Annotated in this window: 18 protein-coding genes and 1 pseudogene; 8 read left to right on the top strand and 11 right to left on the bottom strand. The window is 58.3% G+C overall.

All coding sequences use genetic code 11. The features are described from left to right. The 6 genes from ABLV04_RS10580 to ABLV04_RS10605 are packed head-to-tail and all read right to left on the bottom strand — an operon-like array spanning position 1 to position 5,421. A complete protein-coding gene (locus tag ABLV04_RS10580; protein WP_023289995.1) occupies positions 1-831 on the bottom strand; it encodes an ABC transporter ATP-binding protein in 831 nt (276 codons plus the stop codon). Further along, on the bottom strand, positions 828-1,811 hold the full coding sequence (locus tag ABLV04_RS10585) for an ABC transporter substrate-binding protein (protein WP_180265617.1): 984 nt from the start codon (positions 1,809-1,811) through the stop codon (positions 828-830). The genes ABLV04_RS10580 and ABLV04_RS10585 overlap by 4 nt, the downstream gene beginning before the upstream one ends. After that, positions 1,811-2,692, bottom strand: a complete 882-nt coding sequence (locus ABLV04_RS10590) for a creatininase family protein (protein WP_032453162.1) — start codon at positions 2,690-2,692, stop codon at positions 1,811-1,813. Before ABLV04_RS10590 ends, ABLV04_RS10585 begins: the two co-directional genes overlap by 1 nt. Then, positions 2,689-3,168 carry a RidA family protein gene (locus ABLV04_RS10595; protein WP_016161230.1) on the bottom strand — a complete coding sequence of 160 codons (480 nt, stop codon included), beginning with the start codon at positions 3,166-3,168 and terminating at the stop codon, positions 2,689-2,691. Before ABLV04_RS10595 ends, ABLV04_RS10590 begins: the two co-directional genes overlap by 4 nt. Beyond that, positions 3,158-4,441, bottom strand: a complete 1,284-nt coding sequence (locus ABLV04_RS10600; RefSeq protein WP_348815697.1) for an amidohydrolase family protein — start codon at positions 4,439-4,441, stop codon at positions 3,158-3,160. The genes ABLV04_RS10595 and ABLV04_RS10600 overlap by 11 nt, the downstream gene beginning before the upstream one ends. 11 nt (positions 4,442-4,452) lie before the next feature. Further along, positions 4,453-5,421: a PDR/VanB family oxidoreductase gene (locus tag ABLV04_RS10605; protein WP_147733247.1), complete on the bottom strand. Its 969-nt coding sequence runs from the start codon at positions 5,419-5,421 to the stop codon at positions 4,453-4,455. A gap of 205 nt (positions 5,422-5,626) precedes the next feature. Here ABLV04_RS10605 and ABLV04_RS10610 point away from each other — a divergent pair, with 205 nt between their 5' ends. The 4 genes from ABLV04_RS10610 (at position 5,627) to ABLV04_RS10625 (ending at position 10,251) form a co-directional block, all read left to right on the top strand. Then, positions 5,627-6,526, top strand: a complete 900-nt coding sequence (locus tag ABLV04_RS10610) for a LysR family transcriptional regulator (protein ID WP_004202952.1) — start codon at positions 5,627-5,629, stop codon at positions 6,524-6,526. Between the two features lie 295 nt (positions 6,527-6,821). Then, positions 6,822-7,811 (top strand): ABC transporter substrate-binding protein, encoded by a 990-nt coding sequence (locus ABLV04_RS10615; RefSeq protein ID WP_048335915.1) that lies wholly within the window; start codon positions 6,822-6,824, stop codon positions 7,809-7,811. A gap of 11 nt (positions 7,812-7,822) precedes the next feature. After that, the gene (locus ABLV04_RS10620; RefSeq protein ID WP_023289989.1) at positions 7,823-9,241 is read left to right on the top strand and encodes an amidohydrolase family protein; all 1,419 of its coding nucleotides are present in this window, start codon (positions 7,823-7,825) and stop codon (positions 9,239-9,241) included. 20 nt (positions 9,242-9,261) lie between these two features. Next, positions 9,262-10,251, top strand: coding sequence for a 2OG-Fe(II) oxygenase family protein (locus tag ABLV04_RS10625; RefSeq protein ID WP_147733246.1), 990 nt, complete (start codon positions 9,262-9,264; stop codon positions 10,249-10,251). A gap of 15 nt (positions 10,252-10,266) precedes the next feature. Here ABLV04_RS10625 and ABLV04_RS10630 read toward each other — a convergent pair whose 3' ends face one another. The 3 genes from ABLV04_RS10630 to ABLV04_RS10640 form a co-directional block, all read right to left on the bottom strand. Beyond that, a complete protein-coding gene (locus tag ABLV04_RS10630; RefSeq protein ID WP_147733245.1) occupies positions 10,267-11,049 on the bottom strand; it encodes a DeoR/GlpR family DNA-binding transcription regulator in 783 nt (260 codons plus the stop codon). Positions 11,050-11,141: 92 nt separating this feature from the next. Beyond that, on the bottom strand, positions 11,142-12,479 hold the full coding sequence (locus ABLV04_RS10635; protein ID WP_032453151.1) for an aspartate aminotransferase family protein: 1,338 nt from the start codon (positions 12,477-12,479) through the stop codon (positions 11,142-11,144). Continuing rightward, positions 12,469-13,524: a phosphotransferase gene (locus tag ABLV04_RS10640; protein ID WP_348815701.1), complete on the bottom strand. Its 1,056-nt coding sequence runs from the start codon at positions 13,522-13,524 to the stop codon at positions 12,469-12,471. Before ABLV04_RS10640 ends, ABLV04_RS10635 begins: the two co-directional genes overlap by 11 nt. 428 nt (positions 13,525-13,952) lie before the next feature. On the opposite strand from ABLV04_RS10640, the gene ABLV04_RS10645 reads away from it, so the two are divergent. The 4 genes from ABLV04_RS10645 to ABLV04_RS10660 all read left to right on the top strand — a co-directional run bounded on the left by ABLV04_RS10645 (position 13,953) and on the right by ABLV04_RS10660 (position 19,272). Further along, positions 13,953-14,723, top strand: coding sequence for an SDR family oxidoreductase (locus ABLV04_RS10645; RefSeq protein WP_117128953.1), 771 nt, complete (start codon positions 13,953-13,955; stop codon positions 14,721-14,723). A gap of 14 nt (positions 14,724-14,737) precedes the next feature. Continuing rightward, complete coding sequence (locus tag ABLV04_RS10650) at positions 14,738-16,264, top strand: APC family permease (RefSeq protein ID WP_147733244.1); 1,527 nt, start codon at positions 14,738-14,740, stop codon at positions 16,262-16,264. A gap of 832 nt (positions 16,265-17,096) precedes the next feature. Beyond that, positions 17,097-17,918, top strand: coding sequence for an SDR family oxidoreductase (locus tag ABLV04_RS10655; RefSeq protein WP_147733243.1), 822 nt, complete (start codon positions 17,097-17,099; stop codon positions 17,916-17,918). 358 nt (positions 17,919-18,276) lie between these two features. Beyond that, positions 18,277-19,272, top strand: a complete 996-nt coding sequence (locus ABLV04_RS10660; protein WP_117136072.1) for an AraC family transcriptional regulator — start codon at positions 18,277-18,279, stop codon at positions 19,270-19,272. A 110-nt stretch (positions 19,273-19,382) separates the two neighbouring features. Here ABLV04_RS10660 and ABLV04_RS10665 read toward each other — a convergent pair. After that, a pseudogene (locus ABLV04_RS10665) lies at positions 19,383-19,523 on the bottom strand (transposase); the annotation flags it as partial. 560 nt (positions 19,524-20,083) lie between these two features. Then, entirely contained in the window at positions 20,084-20,779 is a 696-nt protein-coding gene (locus ABLV04_RS10670; protein WP_117136074.1) for an alpha/beta hydrolase, read from the bottom strand. Between the last annotated feature and the right edge of the window lie 123 nt (positions 20,780-20,902).

A 20,902-nucleotide genomic window follows, 5' to 3' on the forward strand; every position in this document is an offset into this window, starting at 1 on the left:
TTATGGCTCCATACCGGACTGGCTGGCCTGCAACAGACTGTCCTGCAGCTGACGGGCATACAGGGAAAATGCCGGGCTGACGCGGAACGCCTCGCTGCGCGGGAACGGCTCCCGGATGGCGATATCTTCCACCACCCGTCCGGGACGGGCCGCCATCATGATCACCCGCTGCGAGAGAAACACCGCTTCGTGGATCGAGTGGGTGACGAAGACCACCGTCAGATTCTGCTCCTGCCACAGGCGCAGCAGATCGCTGTCGAGCTTGTTCCGCGTAATTTCATCCAGCGCGCCGAAGGGCTCATCCATCAGCAGCAGCTTTGGCCTGGTGACCAGGCCGCGGGCGATGGAGACGCGCATTTGCATGCCGCCGGAGAGTTCGCGCGGCAGGACGTCGGCGAACTTGCCGAGCCCCACCAGCTCAAGGACTTCACTCACCCGGGTGTTGCCCTCCGCGCGCGGCACGCCGGCCAGATCCAGCGGCAGCCTGACGTTATTGCGCACGCTGCTCCAGGGCATCAGAGTGGCCTCCTGGAAGACGAACGAGAGCGGATGCTGGGCTTTTTCCCGGCTGTCGCGCCGCCACAGCATCAGCTTGCCGTCGCTGGGCTCCACCAGGCCGGCGACCATCTTCAGCAGCGTACTCTTACCGCAGCCGGACGGGCCGAGCAGGGTAATGAACTCCCCCTGGTTGATGGTCAGATTGACGGGCAGCAGCGCCCGGGTGCCGTTGCTATAGATCTTCTCCGCCGACAGTACCTCGATGGCCGGCGTGGCGGAGGCGGGTATAAAGCGGGTGTCGCTCATCACGGTCAGTTTCGGGGCGGTATTCATGGCATCACTCCGGCGTCTTTGACCATCTCCAGGGTATATGTCTGCTCAAACGGCACCTTGCTGGCATCAATCAGTTTGTTTTTCACCAGCATGTCCCAGGTTTTCTTCAGCCGCGGCTCGGTGATGATGCCGATGCCGCCGGTCATGGCGTCGCCGCCGGTCACCAGCTGGTACTGCTTCATCTGGGCAATGCCAAAGGCGATCTGCTCGGCGCTCATTTGCGGGTTCGCTTTGCCGATCAGGCTGTTGCCGGGGCCAGGATCCTGCAGGTAGCTTTTCCACCCTTCCATGGAGGCTTTGACGAAGGCCGCCACCGCCGCCGGACGTTTGCGGATGGTGTCCGCCATACAGATAATCGAGTTGCCGTAGGGCGGGTAGCCCCAGTCGCTGAGCGGATAGACATAGAACGGCTGCCCGCCTTTGGCGACGGAGAACGGCTCGGAGGTCACGTAGCCCTGCTGCACCAGATTTTTATCGGCGAGGAACGGCTGGACGTTAAAGGTATAGGGGCGCACTTTGCTGCCAGCCAGACCCAGCTCGCTCTTCACCCACGGCCAGAATGAGGTATAGGCCTCGGTGGCGAGCAGGAAGGTTTTGTCTTTAAGCTCCGCCGGGTTGCTCACTTTGTTATGAGTGATAAACACCGTCGGCGAGTGCTGGAACACGGTGGCGACGGTTACCGCATGCACCCCGGCCTGCCAGGTCTCCAGCGCCTGGCCGTTGTCGCCAAGGGTGCAGTCCGCCTGGCCGGCCGCCATCAGCTGCATGACGTTGATCTGCGGGCCGCCCATTTTAATCTCGACATCAAGACCGGCGTGCTTATACAGCCCGGTGGCCTGGGCCTGGTAAAAACCGCCATGCTCCGCCTGGGCATACCAGTTGGTGAGAAACGTGAACTTCTCCGCCGCGACGCAGGAGGCTGAGGCCGCGAGGGCGGCCACGGTCAGCAGGGTAAAAACTGGCGTTGATCTGGTATTCATCAGGGCTCCTTGGATTCAGCAGCGAAAGAGGGTGGTAGGGACTGCACAAAGCCGTGCCAGTGCTGTTTGCCCCAGGTCGGTTCGCGACGTTCGACCCAGGCCATGCGGTGGATCTCGATGATTGCCTGCGCCCAGCTGGCGGCGAGGGAGTCGAGAAGCCCTTCGCCTTGCTCCCGCGTCGCCGGGGTTGGGTCGCCAATCACCCCGCTGGGGCCAAAGTCATAGGACGCCCACGCCGCCGCCGGACGGCCTTTCGACAGGGTCGGGCAGGGGAATTCCGGCGGGAAGTTGGCGACCGCCCGCTCCATATGAACGCACTCCGGCGCCAGCGCCAGCATCAGCGCCGTTTCGCTATGCCCGGCGTGCATTGCCATCCGCTGTTCATGCGGGCTGAGGAACTGTTTTTCGCAGTTGGGCACGTTGAACACGTCGTGCGGGATGGCGATGAAATCCCCGTGGCGCAGGCGCATTTCCCGGCAGGCGATCTGCAGGATCTGCGGCTGGCCGCCGTGGCCGTTGATCATCAGCAGCTTGCGAAAACCGGCCCGATAGAGGGATTCGGCGATCTCCAGCAGGGTATGCAGGAGGGTATCGCCGCTGAGGGTCAGGGTGCCGGGAAAATGCAGATGCTCCTCTGACTTACCGTAGACGATCGGCGGGATGGCGTAGGCCGGGATCGCCGCCGGCAGCCGGGCGAGGGCATGGCCCGCCACCCCGGAGGAGATCACGCTGTCCACCGAGCAGGGCAGATGGGGGCCGTGCTGTTCGATCGCCCCGGTGGGGAGGACGATAACCGTATTGCTTTTATCCGGCAGGGCGGCCACGTCCGTCCAGCTCAGAAAAGGGAGAAAGCGCGCTGCAGGAATGTAACCGTTAATCATCGCGGTGCCTCGGAGTGAATTGGCTGGGGTAACCAGACGGTTGCTTCGACTTCAATCAATACCGTGGCGTCGGGCAGCATTTCGCTGACCTGCACCACGGTGGATACGGGCGGCTGGTCGGGATAAAACAGCTTCCTGACCCGGCTGTAATAGGGAAAATGGTCAAGGTTGCGAAAGTACTGCACCAGCTTGATAACGTCGCTCATCTGCCCCCCCGCGGACGCCACGGTGCGGCGGATGCTTTCCAGTACGTACCAGCTCTGGGCGAGGATCGGCCCCTGTTTCGCATCGGTTGAAAATTCCCCGGTCGCCCCCAGCAGCTCCCGCACCGGCTCAGGCACATCCTGAAAGCCGTTGACGATGGTGCCGGTCAGGGGATTGACCGGAATAATGCCGGAGAGAAAAATAAAATCGCCGGCTCTGCGCCAGGCGGCATACCGCGCCAGCGGCGCCCCCGCGCCTGCTTCAAGACTCATGTGCCATCTCCTCCTGCCACACTCGCCGGTGGGTTAACCTGCCGTGGTTAACCACCAGACGGGCGGCGCTGTTTAAAGGCCAGGTAAAACGGTCGCTACCCGGGAAAATCACCACGCTGGCCGCCGCCCCGACGGCAAAAGGGGCCGCGTCTGCCGGCGAACCGGTCAGCGCCGCGCGATCGCAGATCAGCCGAGACTGCCGGTCGAACGGGTCGCTGAGCTGGGCGCTGAACAGGCCGCAGGCCAGGGTATCCAGCGGGTCGTAGCTTCCCGCCGGACAAAAAGCGTCCTGCACGTTGTCGCACCCAAGCAGGGTGGCCACGCCGGCGGCCTGCGCCTCGTGCAGCAGGGTGATCCCCCGCTGGCGCGGCGTGCGGCCGAACGTCGCATCCTGCAGCAGCAGGTTGGTCATCGGCAGGGCGATAAGGGTGACGCCGTGCGCCGCCAGCTGGTGCAGGATCAGCGCCGCCTGCGCGTCGCTGCCGGCGGCCAGCGCGCAGCCGTGGCTGCAGCAGATATGCCCGGGGAATGGGTGGCGGGAGAGATGATCTGCCAGCCAGGTCAGCCCCTGAGACACCTCGCTGAGCTCCTCATCGATATGCAAATCCAGATCCAGTTCCCAGCGGGCCGCGCTGCGCAGCAGGTTTGCCATGGCGGCGACGTCCCAGTTGGAGGAGTGAATGAAGCCCCCCAGCAGGCAGCGCTCCCCGCTGTTGGCGACTGTCCTGGCAATGGCCTCGGCGTCCGCCGGATCGCGAAACAGGGGCAGCGGGACCAGCGCCACCCGTTCCAGGGTGATGCCGCCGGTATCGAGACGGGCGATCTCCTGCCAGGCGTCCGGCGCGTCGGCGGTAAACCAGTCGATATGGCTGCGTAAATGGGTCACGCCATTTGCTGCCGCCCGGGCCAGCGCGGCGGACGCCCGACGTTGAATATCCGCCCTGGTCCAGTGTCGGCGATCCTCGTGCATGGCGTGGATCGCCGCCAGCAGCCCGGCCTGCGCCGGACGGCAGCGTTCAAGGGTAAAGGTTTTGTCCAGATGGGCATGGGGTTCCACCAGGCCGGGGAGCGTCAGGGTCCCCGCCAGGTCCCACAGGCCGGGAGCCGGCTCGACGGAGGGCGTCACGGCGGCGATCCGTCCATCGCGAAAGGCCAGGTCCGCCAGCCGCGGTTCATCGTTGGCCTGCGTCGGCCAGCCGTCGGGCAGCGCCCAGGCCGGAAGTCGGGCGCGGCTGATGCCGGCGAGCGGCGCGCAAGAGGAGGGGAACGTCATCGTCAGTCTCCTCACAGATCCAAAACCAGACCCGGCGATTTCGCCCGCGAACAGCAGAGCGTGATTTGGTCGTTGCCGGCTTTCTCTTCCGTCGTCAGCACGCTGTCCCGGTGCTCGGGGAGCCCGTCGAGAACCCCGGTAATACACGATCCGCACATTCCCTGTTCGCAGGAGAGCATCACCTCCACCCCGGCGTGCTGTAATACCTGAGCAATGGTTTGATCCGCGGCGACCTGCAGACGCTGCCCGCTGGAGGCCAGCTCAATATAAAATGCGTTGTTCGCCGCGATATTATTTTCCGCCGCGGGAGTAAAGCGCTCGAATACGAATTGCGACGGCGACCAGCGATATTCCTCCATGACTGACCGCAGTCGCTGAATAAAGCCCTCCGGGCCGCAGGCCACCACTGCGGTATCAGGGTGGGGCGTGGTTAAGCATTCGGGGATCCGCTGGCGAAACGACGCGCCTTCCTCGCTGCAGTGGATCGCCACCGTGCCGCTCGCGGCCAGCTGGGCCAGGCGCGATGTGAAGGCCGTCTGGCGCGAGCTGGCGACATAATAATGCAGCTCCAGCGCCCCTTTTCTGGCGGCAATCGCTTCGGCCATCGCCAGCAAAGGCGTGATGCCGATTCCGCCGGCAAACAGCAGGTAGCGCCCGGCCTCCGGCAGGGGAAAATGGTTGCGCGGCGACGAAATGGAGAGCCGATCGCCGGCGTTGAGCTGCTGGTGCAAATAGCGTGAGCCGCCGGTGGACGCATCCGTCAGCCGGACGCAAACTTCATAATGATTACCGCGGTCAGGCATGCCGCACAGGGAATATTGCCGTGGGCCAACGCCGGGAATAATAATATCGATATGCGCCCCGGCGGAGTAGGCCGGTAATATTTCCCCGGCCGCCGCCTGCAATATTAAAGATAGATTTCCCTCGCCGTTGGGGCGTATTTCCCCCACCGAGACCGAAATAAGATCGTGGCTGTGCATTACCGTTTTCTCTCCCTCAATCCGCTGTCTGCAGGGCGGCCAGGGGCAGCGAAGGGATACCCGCTCCTTCGCGGTGACTGTCCGGCGTGCAAAAATGGATGAAACGATCGTTTCTCCGCTATGAATGCTACGGTATTGTGATAAAACTGTTGCGTCCAGAGCTTTGATTCGCACAACCCGTTGCAAAAAAGAGAGCACCCAAACGATGTTTGCCTTCTCCCGATTTCTGCTCTATTTCACCGAAGTGGCCCGTCAGGGGTCGTTTCGTAAAGCGTCAGAGGCGCTGCATGTGTCTGCGTCTTCTATTGACCGTCAGATTTTGCGCGTGGAACAGGAGCTGGCGATGCCGCTCTTCGAGCGCCATCCCACCGGGCTGCGGCTGACCGCCGCCGGGGAGCTGCTGCTGCACGCGGCCAATAACTGGAAAAAGGACTTTACCCGGGTCTGCGAGCAGCTGGATGACCTGCGCGGACTGCGGCGGGGGCATGTGCGCATCGCCACTATCGATGCCATTAACCGGCATTTCTTTTCGACGATGCTTAAAGAGGTGCACAAACATTATCCCAACATCTCTTTTACATTGACCACCATCAACAATATCCACATCCAGCAGGCGCTGATCTCCGGCGAGGCGGATTTCGGCATCATGCTCAATCCGCAGACCTCCCGCGAACTGCAGGTGCGGGCGTTTGCCGAAATGAATATGGGGATCGTAGTGCCGACCGGCCATCCGCTGGCCAGCCGCAGCGCTGTGCGCTTTAGCCAGTGCATCGACTACCCGTTTATCCTGCCATCCGCCCCGTTGATGATCAGCGAACCGGTGGAGGCGCTGGTGAACATCAGCGGCAACGAGGTGAAGGAGGTGGCGGTATCGAATAACATCCACATGATCCGCACCCTGATCAAAGAGCAGATGGGCATCGGCATCCTGTGCCGGCTGGATATTCTCGATGAGATCGAGTCCGGCCAGCTGGCGTTTGTGCCGCTAACCGATCCGCAGCTTAAGCCTTTCACCCTGGCGCTGTGCGTCTCGCCCGCCCGCCAGCTTTCCCTTGCCGCCTCGATGATGCTGAACCAGCTGGAGATGCTCTTCAGCCAGCTGTGAGAGACCGGACAGGCACTAAAATCATTCATCAACGCACCAAAGTGGTGCATTTATTGTGTGCATGAATCAAAGGTTGCATGCCCAAGGGCGGCGGCGCAGGCGATTTTTCGCGGCCGCTCGCGGGCCATCAAATCTGGCATTGTTTTTGTATATCTGAGTGTGAGTAGAAGCGGTCAGTACGGGTTATCCATACGGGACATTGCTCAGTCACCATGTCGCGGTTCAATGTTGACCGGGATGGGAGGCTGAGCCACATTCGCTCGCTCCCCCTCCCGGCGTAAAGAGGAGAGGGATAATGAAAACAGGCGCACGCCTTCCCCGGGGCTTACGCTGGCTGGGCCTGATGGCCCTCGGCGGTGTCTCGCTGGCCGTTCAGGCCGAGGAAAAAATCGTTCTGCTGACCTCCTGGTACGCTCAGGCGGAGCAGGGGGGTTATTATCAGGCTCAGGCCACTGGGCTGTACAAAAAATATGGTCTCGACGTCGAGATCCGCTCCGGCGGACCGCAGGTCAACGGCATGCAGTTGCTGTTGTCGAAGCGGGCCGATGTGATCATCGGTTACGATCTGCAGCTGCTGGAAGGCATTCAGCGCGGCTTCCAGGCGAAAGCCATTGCCGCGCCCTTTCAGTACGATCCCCAGGGACTGCTGACCCACGCCGATGTCAGCTCCCTGCAGGGGCTGAAAGACAAAACCATTCTGGTCTCCAGCTCCGGTCAGGCGACATGGTGGCCGTGGCTGAAGGCGCAATACCAGCTGAGCGACGCTCAGGTTCGCCCCTATACCTTCAATATTCAACCCTTTGTCGTCGACGACGCTGTCGCCCAGCAGGCCTATGTCAGCTCCGAGGTGTTCCAGGTGCAGAAGGCCGGGGTGAAGGCGAACTTCTTCCTCTTTTCTGAGCATGGTTACCCTCCCTATGGCGGCATTCTCATCGCCCGCCCGGATACCATCGCTGAGCGTAAAGCGGCGATGGCGAAGTTTGTCCGCGCCTCAATGGAGGGTTGGGTGAGCTATCTCAAGGATCCGGCGCCGGGAAATGCGTTGATTAAGCAGGACAACCCGAAAATGACCGACGATCTGCTCGCCTGGGGCGTGACCCAGATCCGTGAGCATCATCTGATCGACGGCGGGGATGCCGCCAGCCAGGGCTGGGGGACGATGACCGACGCCCGCTGGCAAAAGACGCGTGATTTTATGGTCAGCGCCGGTCTGCTGGCGGCGGCCACCGACTGGAAACAGGCCTATACCACCGACTTTGTCCAGACCATGCAGGTAAAACCCTGAGGAGCGACGCCATGTCATTCATCATTAAAAATGCCCATGCCATCCTCAGCGGTCTGTCCGGAGAGGCGGCGCGGCTGGCCGGGCCGGATATTCGCATCCGCGACGGCAAGATTGCGGCCATCGGCAGCCTGACGCCGCTGCCGGAAGAGCGACTGATCGACGCCCGCGACTGCGTGATCTATCCGGCATGGGTGAATACGCACCATCATCTTTTTCAGTCGCTGCTGAAGGGCGAGCCGCAGGGGCTGAACCAGAGCCTGACGGCCTGGCTGAGCGCCACGCCGTACCGCTTTCGCGCGGCTTTCGATGAACATACCTTTCGTCTGGCGGTGCGCATTGGTCTGGTGGAGCTCCTGCGCTCGGGCTGCGCCAGCGTGGCGGATCACAACTACCTGTACTGGCCGGATATGCCTTTCGATACGTCGGAGATTCTCTTCAGCGAAGGGGAAGCGCTGGGGATGCGCATCGTTCTGTGCCGGGGTGGGGCGACCCAGGGCCGGGCGGTGGAGCAGGATCTGCCGGTGGCGCTGCGTCCGGAAACCTTCGACGGCTATATGGCGGATATTGAACGGCTGGTCAGCCGCTATCACGACCCGCGGCCCGACTCGCTGCGCCGGGTGGTGATGGCGCCCACTACCGTCCTGCACTCCGCGCCGGGCGCCCAGCTGCGGGAGATGGCGAAGCTGGCCCGCCAGCTGGGGATCCGGCTGCACAGCCATTTATCGGAAACCGTCGATTATCTTGACGCCGCGCGGCAGAAATTCGCCATGACGCCGGTGCAGTTCTGCGCGGAGCACGACTGGCTGGGAAATGACGTGTGGTTTGCCCATCTGGTGAAGCTTCTGCCGGAGGAGATTGCCCTGCTGGGCCGCACCGGTACCGGCATTGCTCATTGTCCGCAAAGCAATGGCCGGCTGGGCAGCGGCATCGCCGATCTGCTGGCGCTGGAGCAGGCCGGGGTCCCGGTCTCGCTGGGGGTGGACGGCGCTGCCTCCAATGAAGCGGCGGATATGCAAAGCGAAGCCCATGCCGCATGGCTGCTGCAGCGCGCGCGCAAAGGGATGCTGGCGCAGCCGCGCTACGCCGGAGGCACCTTCGAGGGCGGAGCCGATGCGGCCACGGTGGAGGATGTGGTGCGCTGGGGCAGCGCCGGCGGGGCGCAGATCCTTGGCTTAGCGCAGAGCGGCACCCTGCAGGTCGGGATGCAGGCGGACCTCGCCATTTACCGGCTGGACGATCCGCGCTACTTCGGCCTGCATGATATGGCGATTGGCCCGGTGGCCTGCGGCGGCCGCGCCGCGCTGAAGGCGCTGCTGCTGAATGGCCGGCCCATCGTGGAAGATGACGCCATTCCCGGTCTCGACCTTGACGCGATGCGCCACGACGCGCTGGCGGCAGTCCGTACCCTCCAACAGCGCGCCGCTGTTTAACTGATCACAGGATAATGACGATGAACGCAACCACCCAAAATCAACGCTATGCCTTACAGGAACTGGAAAAAGAGGCGCTGATGGGCGCCCAGGGCGAAGAGACCTTCGCCCGCGAAGTGCGCTGTATCGACCTGTCTAACTTTGCCGAAAGAAAAAATGACATTGCCGAACAACTGTGGGAGGCGGCGGTGGAGATCGGTTTCTTCCAGGTCAGCCACCACGGTATTCCGCTGGCGGCGATCCGCCAGGCGTTCAGCACGACCGAGGCGTTTTTCGAGCTGCCCGACGAGGTGAAGCGCCAGTATCCGCTGGCCGGCAACGCCGGCTGGGAGAGCAAGGCGCAGGTCCGGCCATCGACCCGCACGCCGGATCAAAAAGAGTCATATCAGATAACCCGTCCGCTGATGGACGGGCGCTGGCCCAGCGATCGGGAGCTGCCAGGCTTCCGACAGACGATGCTCGGATTTGAATCGCAGTGCTGGCAGCTGGGGATGAAGATCCTCTCCTGCTTTGCTTTAAAGCTCGGTTTTCCGGAATCGTTTTTTACCACCGCGCACGATCCGCAGCGTGACACCTATCAGAGCACCTTGCGCATGCTGCACTACTATGCAACCGAGCAGTCGCAGCAGGGGATGTGGCGGGCCGGCGCGCATACCGATTTTGACTGCCTGACGCTGCTGTTCCAGCGCCCCGGTCAGGGCGGCCTGCAGGTCTGCCCTGGCAAGGACCGCGAAAGCCAGCAGTGGACCAGCATTGAGCCTAGGGAAGAGGTCATCACCTGCAATATCGGCGATATGCTGATGCGCTGGAGCGACGACCAGCTGCCGTCTAACTTCCACCGGGTGAGAAACCCGCAGCCCCACGAATATCAGGGGCCGCGCTACAGCCTGGCGTTTTTCTGCCAGGCCAATAAAGATATCGAGATCCTTGGGCCGCAGAGGAAGTATCCGCCCATCAGCGCCGAGGATTATCTGCAGCAGCGGATCCAGGCCAATTTCGCCAAAGGGTAAACGTACCGGCGCGGGTCACTGCTGTTCAGGAGCGGCATGACCACGCGCCACGACCACCTTTTCCCGGCCGAGTAAGGTAGCGAGATGGTCGGGCAGGGGCTGGTCAGTAATTAAACGGCTAATGCCCGACCAGCCCGCGTAGTGGTAGGGGTAGGTGAGGCCGAACTTCGAATGGTCGGCGACGACAATGCTCTTCGCGGCGCGCTGGATCATCGCCCGGTAAACCGTTCCGCTGTCGATTAACGCCTCGCTTGGTCCATCGGCGGCGATACCGCTGGCCCCCAGGAGCGTATAGTCCGCCGTGAACTGGCTGAGGAACTGTAGCGTCTGCGCACCGGTCATTGCCCCTTCGGTCGCGCAGTACTCTCCGGGAGCGACGATCACCCGGATGGTTGGATTCATTGACAGCACCGTTGCGACGCCGAAGGCGTGGGTGATGACCGTAATATCCCGCAGCTCGCTGGCCATCCGGCGGGCAACATGTACCGTGGTGGCGCCGGAGCCGATCATAAATATTTTGCCGTCGCGCATACAATGGACGGCATCCCGGGCGATGCGCTCGCGCTCTTCGGTAAACAGCTGATGGCGCTCCGTGACCGTCGGTTCACTGTTCATGGCCCGCACCGCACCGCCGTAAGTTCGGTTCAGAACGCCCCGGCGGGTAAGTTCGTCAAGATCGCGACGGATGGTTTCGGTAGAGACACCGTGGGTGCGCGCCATATCCCCAATCCGCAGGGTCGGGGTCTCAGCCAGTTCGCGCAGGATCTGTTGCTGACGGTCTTCTTTTCTCTTCGACATGAACGCTGGTTACTCTCCCTGAAGTCGCTGATGCCGTTAATATACCTGCACGCCGAGGGCAAACAAACTGGATGTTTGCCCTCCCGGTTAGACTATGCGTTCAGGTGGCCCATTACTTTCGCCAGCCGTTCGAGGAAGAAATCTGCATCATCGCGACTGAAGCACAGCGGTGGACGGATCTTCAGGCTGTTGCCAAAGCGACCGGCCGCGCCAATCAGCACGCCCTCAAGCTTCAAGTGATAGATAACGCGACTCGTCAGCTGCGGATCCGGCTCTCCGCTGTCTGGCCGGGCAAACTCGATGGCGTTGAACAGTCCGGCGCCGCGAATGTCGGCGATGGCCGGGAAATCCTGGGCCAGCTGGCGCAGTCCGGCACGCAGATAGTCCCCGTTGCGCTGGGCGTTGGTCATCAGGGCCTCCTGCTCAATCACCTCCAGTACCGCGAGGCCCACGGCGGCAGCCACCGGGTTACCGCCAAAGGTGTTGAAGTACTCGGTCTTTTCGCTGAACGCCTGCAGAATAGCCGGGCGCGTGATGACCGCGGCCATGGGAAAACCGTTCCCCATTGGCTTGCCGAGCGTGACGATATCCGGTTGCACACTGTGACGCTGGAAGCCCCAGAAATGAGAGCCTGTCCGACCAAAGCCCGGCTGGACCTCATCGGCGATAAACAGTCCGCCCCGCGCCTGTACGCGGGCGACCGCCTGGGCCAGAAATCCTGGCGGATCGGCGAAAACGCCATCGCTGGAAAAAATGGTATCCACCAGTAGCGCCGCGCAGCCGAAGCCCCGCGCCTCCAGCGCGTCCATGGCGCGCTCAACGTCGGCGGCGAAGAGGTCAGACAGCGTCTGGCCCGCGGTCAGCCTGCGCAGGTCAGGGGCGGGAATGGTATGCACCCACGGGGGCAGGAGGGCCTCTTTGTGCCCGGAGGGAGAGACCTCCATCACCGCCGTTGTATTGCCGTGATAGGCACTTTCGGTGACGATGATCCCCTGTCGACCACTGATAAAGCGGGCCATCCGCAGGGCGATGTCGTTGCTCTCGCTGCCGGTGCAGGTGAATATCACATTCGACAGCCCGGCGGGGAAAGTCGCCAGCAGGCTGTCCGCGTACTGCTCCAGTACCGGGAACAGATAGCGGGTGTTGGTGTTCAGTAACCCGGCCTGGCGCACCATCGCCTGGGTGATATGCGGATGACAATGCCCCACGCCCGGCACGTTGTTATACATATCCAGATAACGGTTGCCGGCGGAGTCTTCCATCCAGGCTCCGGAGGCCGACGCCATGACGATCGGTTGTGGATAAAACAGCACCGAACTGGTCCCCTGGGTGGCGTGGCGACGGGCAATCTGTCTGCTCAGGTTTTCGTCGGCCACGCCGGTCAGCGCGTCAAAACGGTTCAGTTGAAGAATGGGGGTTTTATTGTTCATCAGCAGGTTCCTTGCAGTTAACGGTAGCGCTAAGCGGTGACGCCTGGAGGAGAAACGCCTGGGCCAGGCGTACGGTGATGGCGCCCCACTGCGGGCTGTAGCGACGGGCGGTGGCTGTCTCGCTATGGCTGGCCAGCCAGGCCGTCAGCTGTAAACGGCGCAGCATCACCAGCACCGGAAGCATCACTTCGTCCTGCTGGCTGAAGGGGCGGACGCTACGGTAACCCGCAAGCCACGCAGCGCGGTAGTCCGCAAGGGCCGGGTCGTCTTCAATGAAACTGACGGCGGTGGCAAAATCCCAGCCAAACCAGCAGATGCCGCAGTCGTCAAAATCAATCACCGTCAGCGAATTCTCATTCACCAGCAGGTTGGCCAGCCGCATGTCGCAGTGCACCAGCCCATAGCGGTCGGCGTCCTGCCCGTACGCTTCCAGTCTGGCGACCACTGTGGCCTCCACCGCCTCCAGCAGCGTAATATCGTCGGCGCTCAGTTGCGTCATTTTCCGCCAGTCCCCCCACCAGGCATGACGTCCGATAATCGTCTCGGTGTTCCACACCTTGCGATGAAACCCCTCGGGTTTTACCCAGCCTTCGCTGTGCCTGTGCAGTTCTCCCGCAACCCTTCCCAGGGCATGGTACCAGCCGGTGAGATGGCTACCGGTATCCGGTTCGCTGCCCGCAACAAAGGTGAATCCCACGACGTGGGTGATCGTTTCGCCGTCGATGAGGCTGGCGATACAGCTCCCATCATCCAGTACAAGCGGTACGGCGATGTTGATACCTCCCCGGGCATGCAGGGCGTTTAGCCACATCAGCTCAGAATGGATCTCCACCGCTGAGCTGTAGTTTGGGCGATGCACTCGCAGCACGATCTTTCTCTGCGTCGCCTTATCGCTGACCAGAAACGTGGCATTTTCTGAAACCGTCAGCAGGCCAATCTCTGCGCCTTCGCTGAGCCCCCAGCGGGGCAGGAGCGGCCGCAGCTTCAGGGTAAGTGTTGTTAAATACTCGTCGTTAAACATGCTGTCCTCAATTTGAAATGACACGCTTAACACATTTTTATGTTGTGGTTGCGGGATTTGCAAGATGTGTGAGGTTTTTTTTGTTTCCATTTGCGCTCCAATCATGGTTTTTGTTTGTTAATTACTTTAATAACATGTATTTAGTGTGATTTTGTTGGCTGGGTTCAGTCGGTTGCACCATAACAGAACGTATAATGTGTGTTTTTCTCATTCAGGCGTAAAAAACGCGAGCTTATCCTTTTTAATTTATTGATATATATGGATAAATTAATTAGTTGTTTGCACCAGTTCTGTGCCCAATCATAGCGCATTATTTTTATGCTGAAATCTCACATTAAAATGTTGAACATTCAACATTTACGTGATTATTCTTTTCCTGCCAGCGACGGAGATCGCTGCACGGCCAGGCCATATGGATGGGATCGCAAAACTTTCACAGACGGGGAAAAATGATGTCAGATTTTATGAACAAACATGTGCTGGTGACCGGCGGGAGTAGTGGGATCGGTCTTGGCATTGCACTCGGCTTTGCCCGCGCCGGAGCGAAGGTGACCATTACCGCCCGGACACCATCGCGTATCGATAGCGCGATCGGCCAGGCGGCGGAGCAGGGACTAACGCTACGCGGCCTGACCTGCAACGTCAGTCATGCCGAAGAGGTAAAAGCCTGTGTGGCAGAAGCCGCACAGCAGTGTGGGGGGCTGGATATTGTCTGCTGCAACGCGGGGATTTTTCCTTCGGCGCCGCTGGCAGAGATGAGCGAACAGCAGTGGGATGAGGTGCAGGCGATCAACAGTAAAGGGACTTTTTTAACTGTCCAGGCGGCGCTGCCATGGCTGAAACGGGCAGAGTATGGTCGCATCATCCTCACCTCTTCGATTACCGGCCCGGTAACGGGTTATCCGGGCTGGGCTCACTATGCCGCCAGCAAAGCGGCCCAGCTGGGTTTTATGCGTAGCGCGGCGTTAGAACTGGCCGGCGACAACATTACCGTCAATGCCGTCCTGCCGGGGAATATCATCACGGAAGGGTTGAGGGATATGGGCGAGGACTATATCGCCGGGATGGCGAGCGCCGTGCCGCTCAAACGCCTTGGAACGGTGGAAGATATTGCCGCGGCAGCGCTGTTCTTCGCCTCCCGTCAGGCTGGCTACATCACCGGCCAGTCGCTAATTGTTGACGGTGGGCAGATCCTGCCTGAATCCGCCTCGTGCCTGAACTGAACGGAGCGTTCATCATGAGCAATGAAATTCTTGCCAATCCCGCGCCAGCGGCGGAGAAACATGTTGTACAGCGGCTGCGGCCAAATGCGGTAGGCCTTGGCGGGGTGCTGTTTATGACTATCGCCACGGCGGCGCCGATCACTGCGATGCTGGGCAATGTGCCGATCGCGGTGGGCAGTGGTAATGGCCAGTATGCGCCCGCGGGGTTTATGGTCGCCACCCTTATCCTTGCCCTGTTTGCCATCGGCTATGCGCAGATGGCCAGGTACATTACCGCTACCGGCGCATTTTATGGCTTCATTTCACACGGCCTGGGGCGGATCGTTGGCATGGCGTCAGGAGTGACGGTGACCATGACCTACATTGTCTTTGAGGCCGCGCTGGTGGGGATCTTCGCCTTTTTCTGCGAGGATTTAATCAATACGGTCTTCAGCGTACATATCCCCTGGCTCATCTTCGCCTTCGCCATGCTAATGACCACCGGAGTGCTGAGCTATTTCGATATTTCGCTCACTTCCAGGGTGCTCGGCCTGTGCCTGGTACTGGAAATTTTGATCCTCACCGCCGTCGCGGTGGCGGTGCTGATCCATGGCGGAGGGCCACAGGGTTTTGTCCCCGAGTCGATCAACCCGCTGAACGCCTTTACCCCGGCGAAAGGGGTGGTCGGCGCCAGTGCCGGAATTGGTTTATTCTTCGCCTTCTGGTCATGGGTGGGCTTTGAGTCATCGGCAATGTACGGTGAAGAGTCGAAGAACCCGAAAAAGATCATTCCCCTGGCCACTCTGCTGGGCGTGATTGGTATCGGCGTGTTCTACGTGTTCATTTCGTGGATGGCGATTGCCGGAACGGGACCGGAGCGGGCTATTGCCCTTGCGCAGGATCCTAACCGCGCAGGAGAGATTTTCTACGGTCCGGCACGCCAGTATCTGGGGGAGTGGGCGGTCGGGGTGTTTAAGCTGCTGGTGATCACTGGCTCTTTTGCCTGCGGGATGGCGTTTCATAACTGCGCGGCGCGCTATCTCTATGCGCTCGGGCGGGAAAATCTGTTTCCGTTTGCCGGGCGTACGTTGGGTCGTTCACACTCACGCCATGGCTCGCCCCATATTGCTTCTACGGTGCAGACCGTTATCGCCACGCTGATTGTGTTGCTGTTCTTTATCGCCGGGAAAGATCCTTACGCGGATATTTACACCCTGCTGGCGCTGTTGGGTACGATGGGCATTATGATTGTCCAGGCGCTTTGCGCCTTTGCGGTGATAGTTTACTTCCACGGCAATAAAGAAAATATTGGCAAAGGACACTGGTTTAAAACGGGCGTTGCGCCGTTGCTTGGGGGGATGGGGATGATCTATATCGTCTATCTGTTATTCAAAAATATGGCGTTTGCCGCCGGCGCTGCCGCCAGCTCCTCCTTTTATCATGCCATTCCGTGGATCGTGTTGGCCTGCTTCTGCTTTGGCGCCGCCATCGCGGTCTGGTTTTACCTCTTTGATACGCAAAAGTACCGGGTCATAGGACGCATTGTACTGACGGATGATTGATGATGCGCACCTGCCGCCGGCTCTCGCTGGCCGCGCGGCAGGATATCCGGCGCTGGGCTTTTCAGCTACCGTGTTAAGTCCCCTGGTGTCGCTGAAATAACTGAAGAACATCCCCCTAAGCGTCAGCAGCAAGCTGCCGCCGCCAAGGCCCCGGAAATCACGCCCTTTACGTCGTAAACGCCGTAAAGCCCGCTCACCGGGGTTAAAAGTTCTTCATTGCTGATAGCGGGTTAAGGCTAACCAGGGCAGGGGGAAGACAGGCAGAGTTTATGAACCCGTAACCAGCTACGCCGGGCTTTCGGCGCCATTTGACTCTACAGACATATGTAACCTTGTCTGGCGCCTCCATGCCGCTGATGTGGCATTCAGAAGCTTCCCGATGCTGTAGGTGTTAATGTCTGCTCTGTGCCAGGAGCGGACATTATTGATAGCATGGTATATCAATCAGGGGTTATTACGGCTAAAGCCGGCATTATTTTTCATCCTCACATCGCTGTGTTGATCTCCGGGGCCGCTTCCTCCTATGCGCTGGCGCGTATACAGAAACCGCCGCAAGCATCACACGTCATAACATCTTCTGCTTTTTAGTTCAGATTAAATATAAGTGCGGCCTCTGTCTGCCGTCAGGGTAACTTTGATTCTTTGAAAATGATGAACTGAAGATCGGGATCAAGAGTGCGAGCGTAACCGTAGCCGGGCTCTCTGTACGCAAAACTCAGTCCGACAACTGGCAAACTACGATTGGCGCTTTCGGATATTAAGATGGCATGCACTGCTAGTGCGGTAGCTTCTGAGCCCTTCTATAGTCGTGGAATCAAAAAGGAGAATCAACATGACCCAAACCATCCTCATCACTGGTACTTCAAGCGGCCTTGGTCGTGCCACCGCAAAACTGTTTCAGGCAAGAGGCTGGAACGTAATCGCGACTATGCGCGCGCCAGACAAAGAAACGGAGCTAACCAGGCTCGACAGGACTTTTGTCGCGCACCTTGACGTCCAGGATACCGAATCTATCCATGCAGCCGTTGAAGCTGGGCTGGCTAAATTCGGGCGCATCGATGCGCTTGTGAATAACGCGGGCTATGGCGCATATGGTCCGCTTGAGTCAACTCCGCATTACAAAATCCGCAGTCAGTTCGAAGTGAATGTCCTCGGCCTTCTGGCTACGACGCAGGCAGTATTACCTCATTTCCGCGCAAACCGTAGCGGTGTGATCGTCAACGTTTCCTCAGTAGGAGGCCAGTTGGCTTTTCCACTTGGGACGCTCTATCACGGTACAAAGTTCGCAGTGGAGGGGCTTTCCGAGGCGCTGCACTATGAGGTCGGAGCATTCGGGGTTCGAGTCAAGATTATCGAACCCGGTGGTATCAAGACCGACTTTGCTGGCCGTTCCTTTGATTTCAGTAATGACCCTGGCCTTGTCGAATATCAGCCCCTCGTCCAGAAGCTCTTCAAGGCAATGGGTCCGATGATTGCTGAAGGCTCCGCGCCCGAAGATATCGCCGAGGTCATCTATAGCGCGACGATTGACGGAACCGACCAGCTGCGGTACGAGGCTGGGCCAGATGCCGTGCAACTCCTTCGTGGACGGCGAGCGACGGACGACGACGCCTTTTTTGCTGGCATCAAAGCTAAGTTTGGGTTGACCGACTAAGAAGATACATGGGAGACGGGATATAATCAGACATTCGCTGGCGATATTCCAAATGCTCCTGGTATTTCAACAATTCTGGCAAGCCCGCGTCAACTCGATCAACGCGGAAATTATAGCAACCGAGGTTACACGGAGTTCAGGACAGACTCGCACTCCGCTGAACAAAACCATCAATAAGATTTTGGGTATTTGACGAAATGGTGCAGTTTTAGGCGCTTCATTCCCGGATGATGCCGGAAGGATCACTCATGAGCACCTGGGACCAGGAGGGTGATAGCGGTGCGCCATTACTGCGAAACGGACCTGTAAAATGATGGATCGCTACATTCACAACTAAAGGTTTACTGAGGCAGAGATCATGCACACCCATAGCTATGCACTCGACACGACATGGCGCGTCTTGTTCAAGGATCTCGGTATCCCACCCACTGATGTGCTGCGTCGCGCAGGTCTGGACGAGGATCTGCTTCAGCGATCGTCGGTGCGGCTTTCTCCGCTAGAGTACTATCGTCTTTGGGACAGCCTTGAGATGGCGCTAGGTGATGCCCTGCTTCCCATCCGGGTGTGCGAGACAATTCGAAGTGACGCCTTTTCGCCTCCCCTTTTCGCAGGTTTGTGTAGTCCAAATCTGCTCCTGGCCGCTAAACGCATCGCGCGTTATAAGACGCTTATTGCGCCTATACGACTTGAAGTCAAAGAAGGGCATGGTACCGTAACGGTCGAATTCAAGTGGCCTGATGGCCCTCTCACACCTCCGGTATCCCTGGTTCTTACAGAACTACTCTTCTGCGTGTCGCTTGCGCGGTTAGGCACACGTGAACAGGTGCAACCAACGGCAGTTACAACCACAGTGCTACCCGTGCTCTTGAAGCCATACGAGGACTATCTCGGAACGCGCCTGAAAAAAGGCGAGAAGCATCAACTAACATTTTCGATCGACGAAGCAACGCGACCGTTTGTCACGTCAAATGAGCCGTTGTGGGAAGCATTCGAGCCAGAGTTGCGCCAGAGCCTGGCACATCTTGATCCCCTGATTACGATCTCCAGGCGAGTTCAGGCAGTCCTACTCGAAGGTCTGCCTGGAGGGCAGATCTCGATGGAAGCGGTCGCCGCGAAACTTGCCTTGTCAAAGCGAACGCTTCAACGTCGAATCGGGGCTGAAGGTACCAGCTATTTGCAGATCCTGAACGAGACCCGAGAAGCGCTCGCACGTCACTACCTGGAGAAAACTAAGTTGCCTGCTGGGGAAATTGCATTCTTGCTTGGCTTCGATGAGCCAAATTCATTCTACCGTGCATTCCGAAACTGGACAGGGACGACGCCGGACAGCGTACGATCTGCACAACACGATTAACGCCACATTCGTAATATCACCGCCTAACAGATTTCCTAATTCAAGTGCAACATCAGGTAAATAAGCAACAAGGTAGACACAATGCCCCCATCCTTTTGAAACAGTGCTCGCATATTACGCATTCGCTTATTATAGATTTTTCCGCACAGGGCGGACATGTAAAGCTTCGCTCTCAACTGAGGGGGGCCGATTTTCGACATCCTCGGTCGGCTCCGGACCGATGTGCCTGAGCGTTTCTCGGCTAGCATGATCTAATGAAAATCCAAGGTAGCATGCTTGAAAAACGCCAAAAACAAAGTTTGTAAAGTTTATACTACCGATAATATGCTCCTCATCTTTTAGAGTAACTACAAGAAGCAGACTTCTATTTTCCCGATAATCATTCAGCGAGTTGATTATTCGTTTTTGTATATTATCCAATGAAAAATAGTCATCATCGCGTAAAGTTTCGAATGGCGCCAGATGAGCTCTATTATTCACTAAGTAAAGCTGTAGATTTTTTGCGTATTCACTAACCAGTAAATGCACATCGGTACGTTCTGTCGAAAACAGTTTCATAATTCATACGCACGCAAGAATTTTTTTGGGAGGGGGAATAACAACAAGTCATGTCCCTTACAAACCACTTGGTTAATTTTTTCTAATAATTTCGCTATGGTTATTCATAAAGTTACTCAAATTTATACTTATAAGAGTCAACGCCCGCTCAAAGTTCCCCCTCACGGGCACTTCTTGTGGCAGCTATGTGCCAGGAGAAGACCTTATTCTGATGAAGGATGTCAGGATAATTGTTGGATAAAAACCCAATAATTTACGTAGCCAGGAGCCATTCAACAATAGTTCTTGCCAACGCCCTGGGCTGTTCAAGCGGAATCATATGGCCGCAATCCCGAATGATTCTTAACGACGCATAAGGTATGGCTTCGACCAACTCTTCTGCCTCCTTCATAGAACGGATTGCATCATTTTCACTGGCGATAACCAGTGTTGGACAACATATCGTTGCTGAAGGTATACCTTGCCTGGATAAGGATGATTGCGTGATGAAGGCTTCAAATCCCAGAGAGCATCCCATTTTCTGGATAGCTGAAATCATATCCTGATTTGATGTGTTGAGAGGGTGGAGTGACCGGGCAATAGCATGGCTGCTCAGCCCCTTAAACGTTGTGGGGGACAATGACTGCACGCTTTTACGCTTTGCTTCAGCCTCCAGCGGCGTATCTTCCCGTAAGGAACTGGCAATAAGCACTAAGGACTCTACACGTTCAGGGAATTCTGCTGCCAGTTGTCGGGCAATATACCCTCCCATCGAAAAACCTATCAAAGAAAACTTCTCAGGTAGAAAAGTAATCAGATGCTGCACTACATCATGAATGGTTCGTCCTTCAGTTACAGATGCATGATGAACACTACAGTTTGACGGCAGGTATGTTTCAAATTCATGCCACAGCATTTCATTTAACATAAACCCGGGAATTAAAACGATTTTACGCGGCTTTAAACTCATATATCTCGCTTAAATGCATCAGTGTATTTATTGGGTTTGACAGGTTAAAAATATCTTATTAACTGCGACAATATCAAATCCCAGCGCCTGGATAGGCGCTGTCTATTTCCACAGAGTTCCTTA

It is taken from the genome of Klebsiella sp. JN_Kp127 (genome assembly GCF_040062505.1).
GTDB lineage: Bacteria > Pseudomonadota > Gammaproteobacteria > Enterobacterales > Enterobacteriaceae > Klebsiella > Klebsiella quasipneumoniae.

Bases quoted from the DNA above. Each gene is read 5' to 3' on its own strand.
- ABLV04_RS10600 (WP_348815697.1), bottom strand. From the start codon at position 4,441: ATGACGTTCCCCTCCTCTTGCGCGCCGCTCGCCGGCATCAGCCGCGCC.
- ABLV04_RS10585 (WP_180265617.1), bottom strand. From the start codon at position 1,811: ATGAATACCAGATCAACGCCAGTTTTTACCCTGCTGACCGTGGCCGCC.
- ABLV04_RS10655 (WP_147733243.1), top strand. From the start codon at position 17,097: ATGACCCAAACCATCCTCATCACTGGTACTTCAAGCGGCCTTGGTCGT.
- ABLV04_RS10635 (WP_032453151.1), bottom strand. From the start codon at position 12,479: ATGAACAATAAAACCCCCATTCTTCAACTGAACCGTTTTGACGCGCTG.
- ABLV04_RS10590 (WP_032453162.1), bottom strand. From the start codon at position 2,692: ATGATTAACGGTTACATTCCTGCAGCGCGCTTTCTCCCTTTTCTGAGC.
- ABLV04_RS10610 (WP_004202952.1), top strand. From the start codon at position 5,627: ATGTTTGCCTTCTCCCGATTTCTGCTCTATTTCACCGAAGTGGCCCGT.
- ABLV04_RS10660 (WP_117136072.1), top strand. From the start codon at position 18,277: ATGCACACCCATAGCTATGCACTCGACACGACATGGCGCGTCTTGTTC.
- ABLV04_RS10645 (WP_117128953.1), top strand. From the start codon at position 13,953: ATGTCAGATTTTATGAACAAACATGTGCTGGTGACCGGCGGGAGTAGT.
- ABLV04_RS10670 (WP_117136074.1), bottom strand. From the start codon at position 20,779: ATGAGTTTAAAGCCGCGTAAAATCGTTTTAATTCCCGGGTTTATGTTA.
- ABLV04_RS10595 (WP_016161230.1), bottom strand. From the start codon at position 3,168: ATGAGTCTTGAAGCAGGCGCGGGGGCGCCGCTGGCGCGGTATGCCGCC.
- ABLV04_RS10650 (WP_147733244.1), top strand. From the start codon at position 14,738: ATGAGCAATGAAATTCTTGCCAATCCCGCGCCAGCGGCGGAGAAACAT.
- ABLV04_RS10615 (WP_048335915.1), top strand. From the start codon at position 6,822: ATGAAAACAGGCGCACGCCTTCCCCGGGGCTTACGCTGGCTGGGCCTG.
- ABLV04_RS10625 (WP_147733246.1), top strand. From the start codon at position 9,262: ATGAACGCAACCACCCAAAATCAACGCTATGCCTTACAGGAACTGGAA.
- ABLV04_RS10630 (WP_147733245.1), bottom strand. From the start codon at position 11,049: ATGTCGAAGAGAAAAGAAGACCGTCAGCAACAGATCCTGCGCGAACTG.
- ABLV04_RS10580 (WP_023289995.1), bottom strand. From the start codon at position 831: ATGAATACCGCCCCGAAACTGACCGTGATGAGCGACACCCGCTTTATA.
- ABLV04_RS10605 (WP_147733247.1), bottom strand. From the start codon at position 5,421: ATGCACAGCCACGATCTTATTTCGGTCTCGGTGGGGGAAATACGCCCC.
- ABLV04_RS10620 (WP_023289989.1), top strand. From the start codon at position 7,823: ATGTCATTCATCATTAAAAATGCCCATGCCATCCTCAGCGGTCTGTCC.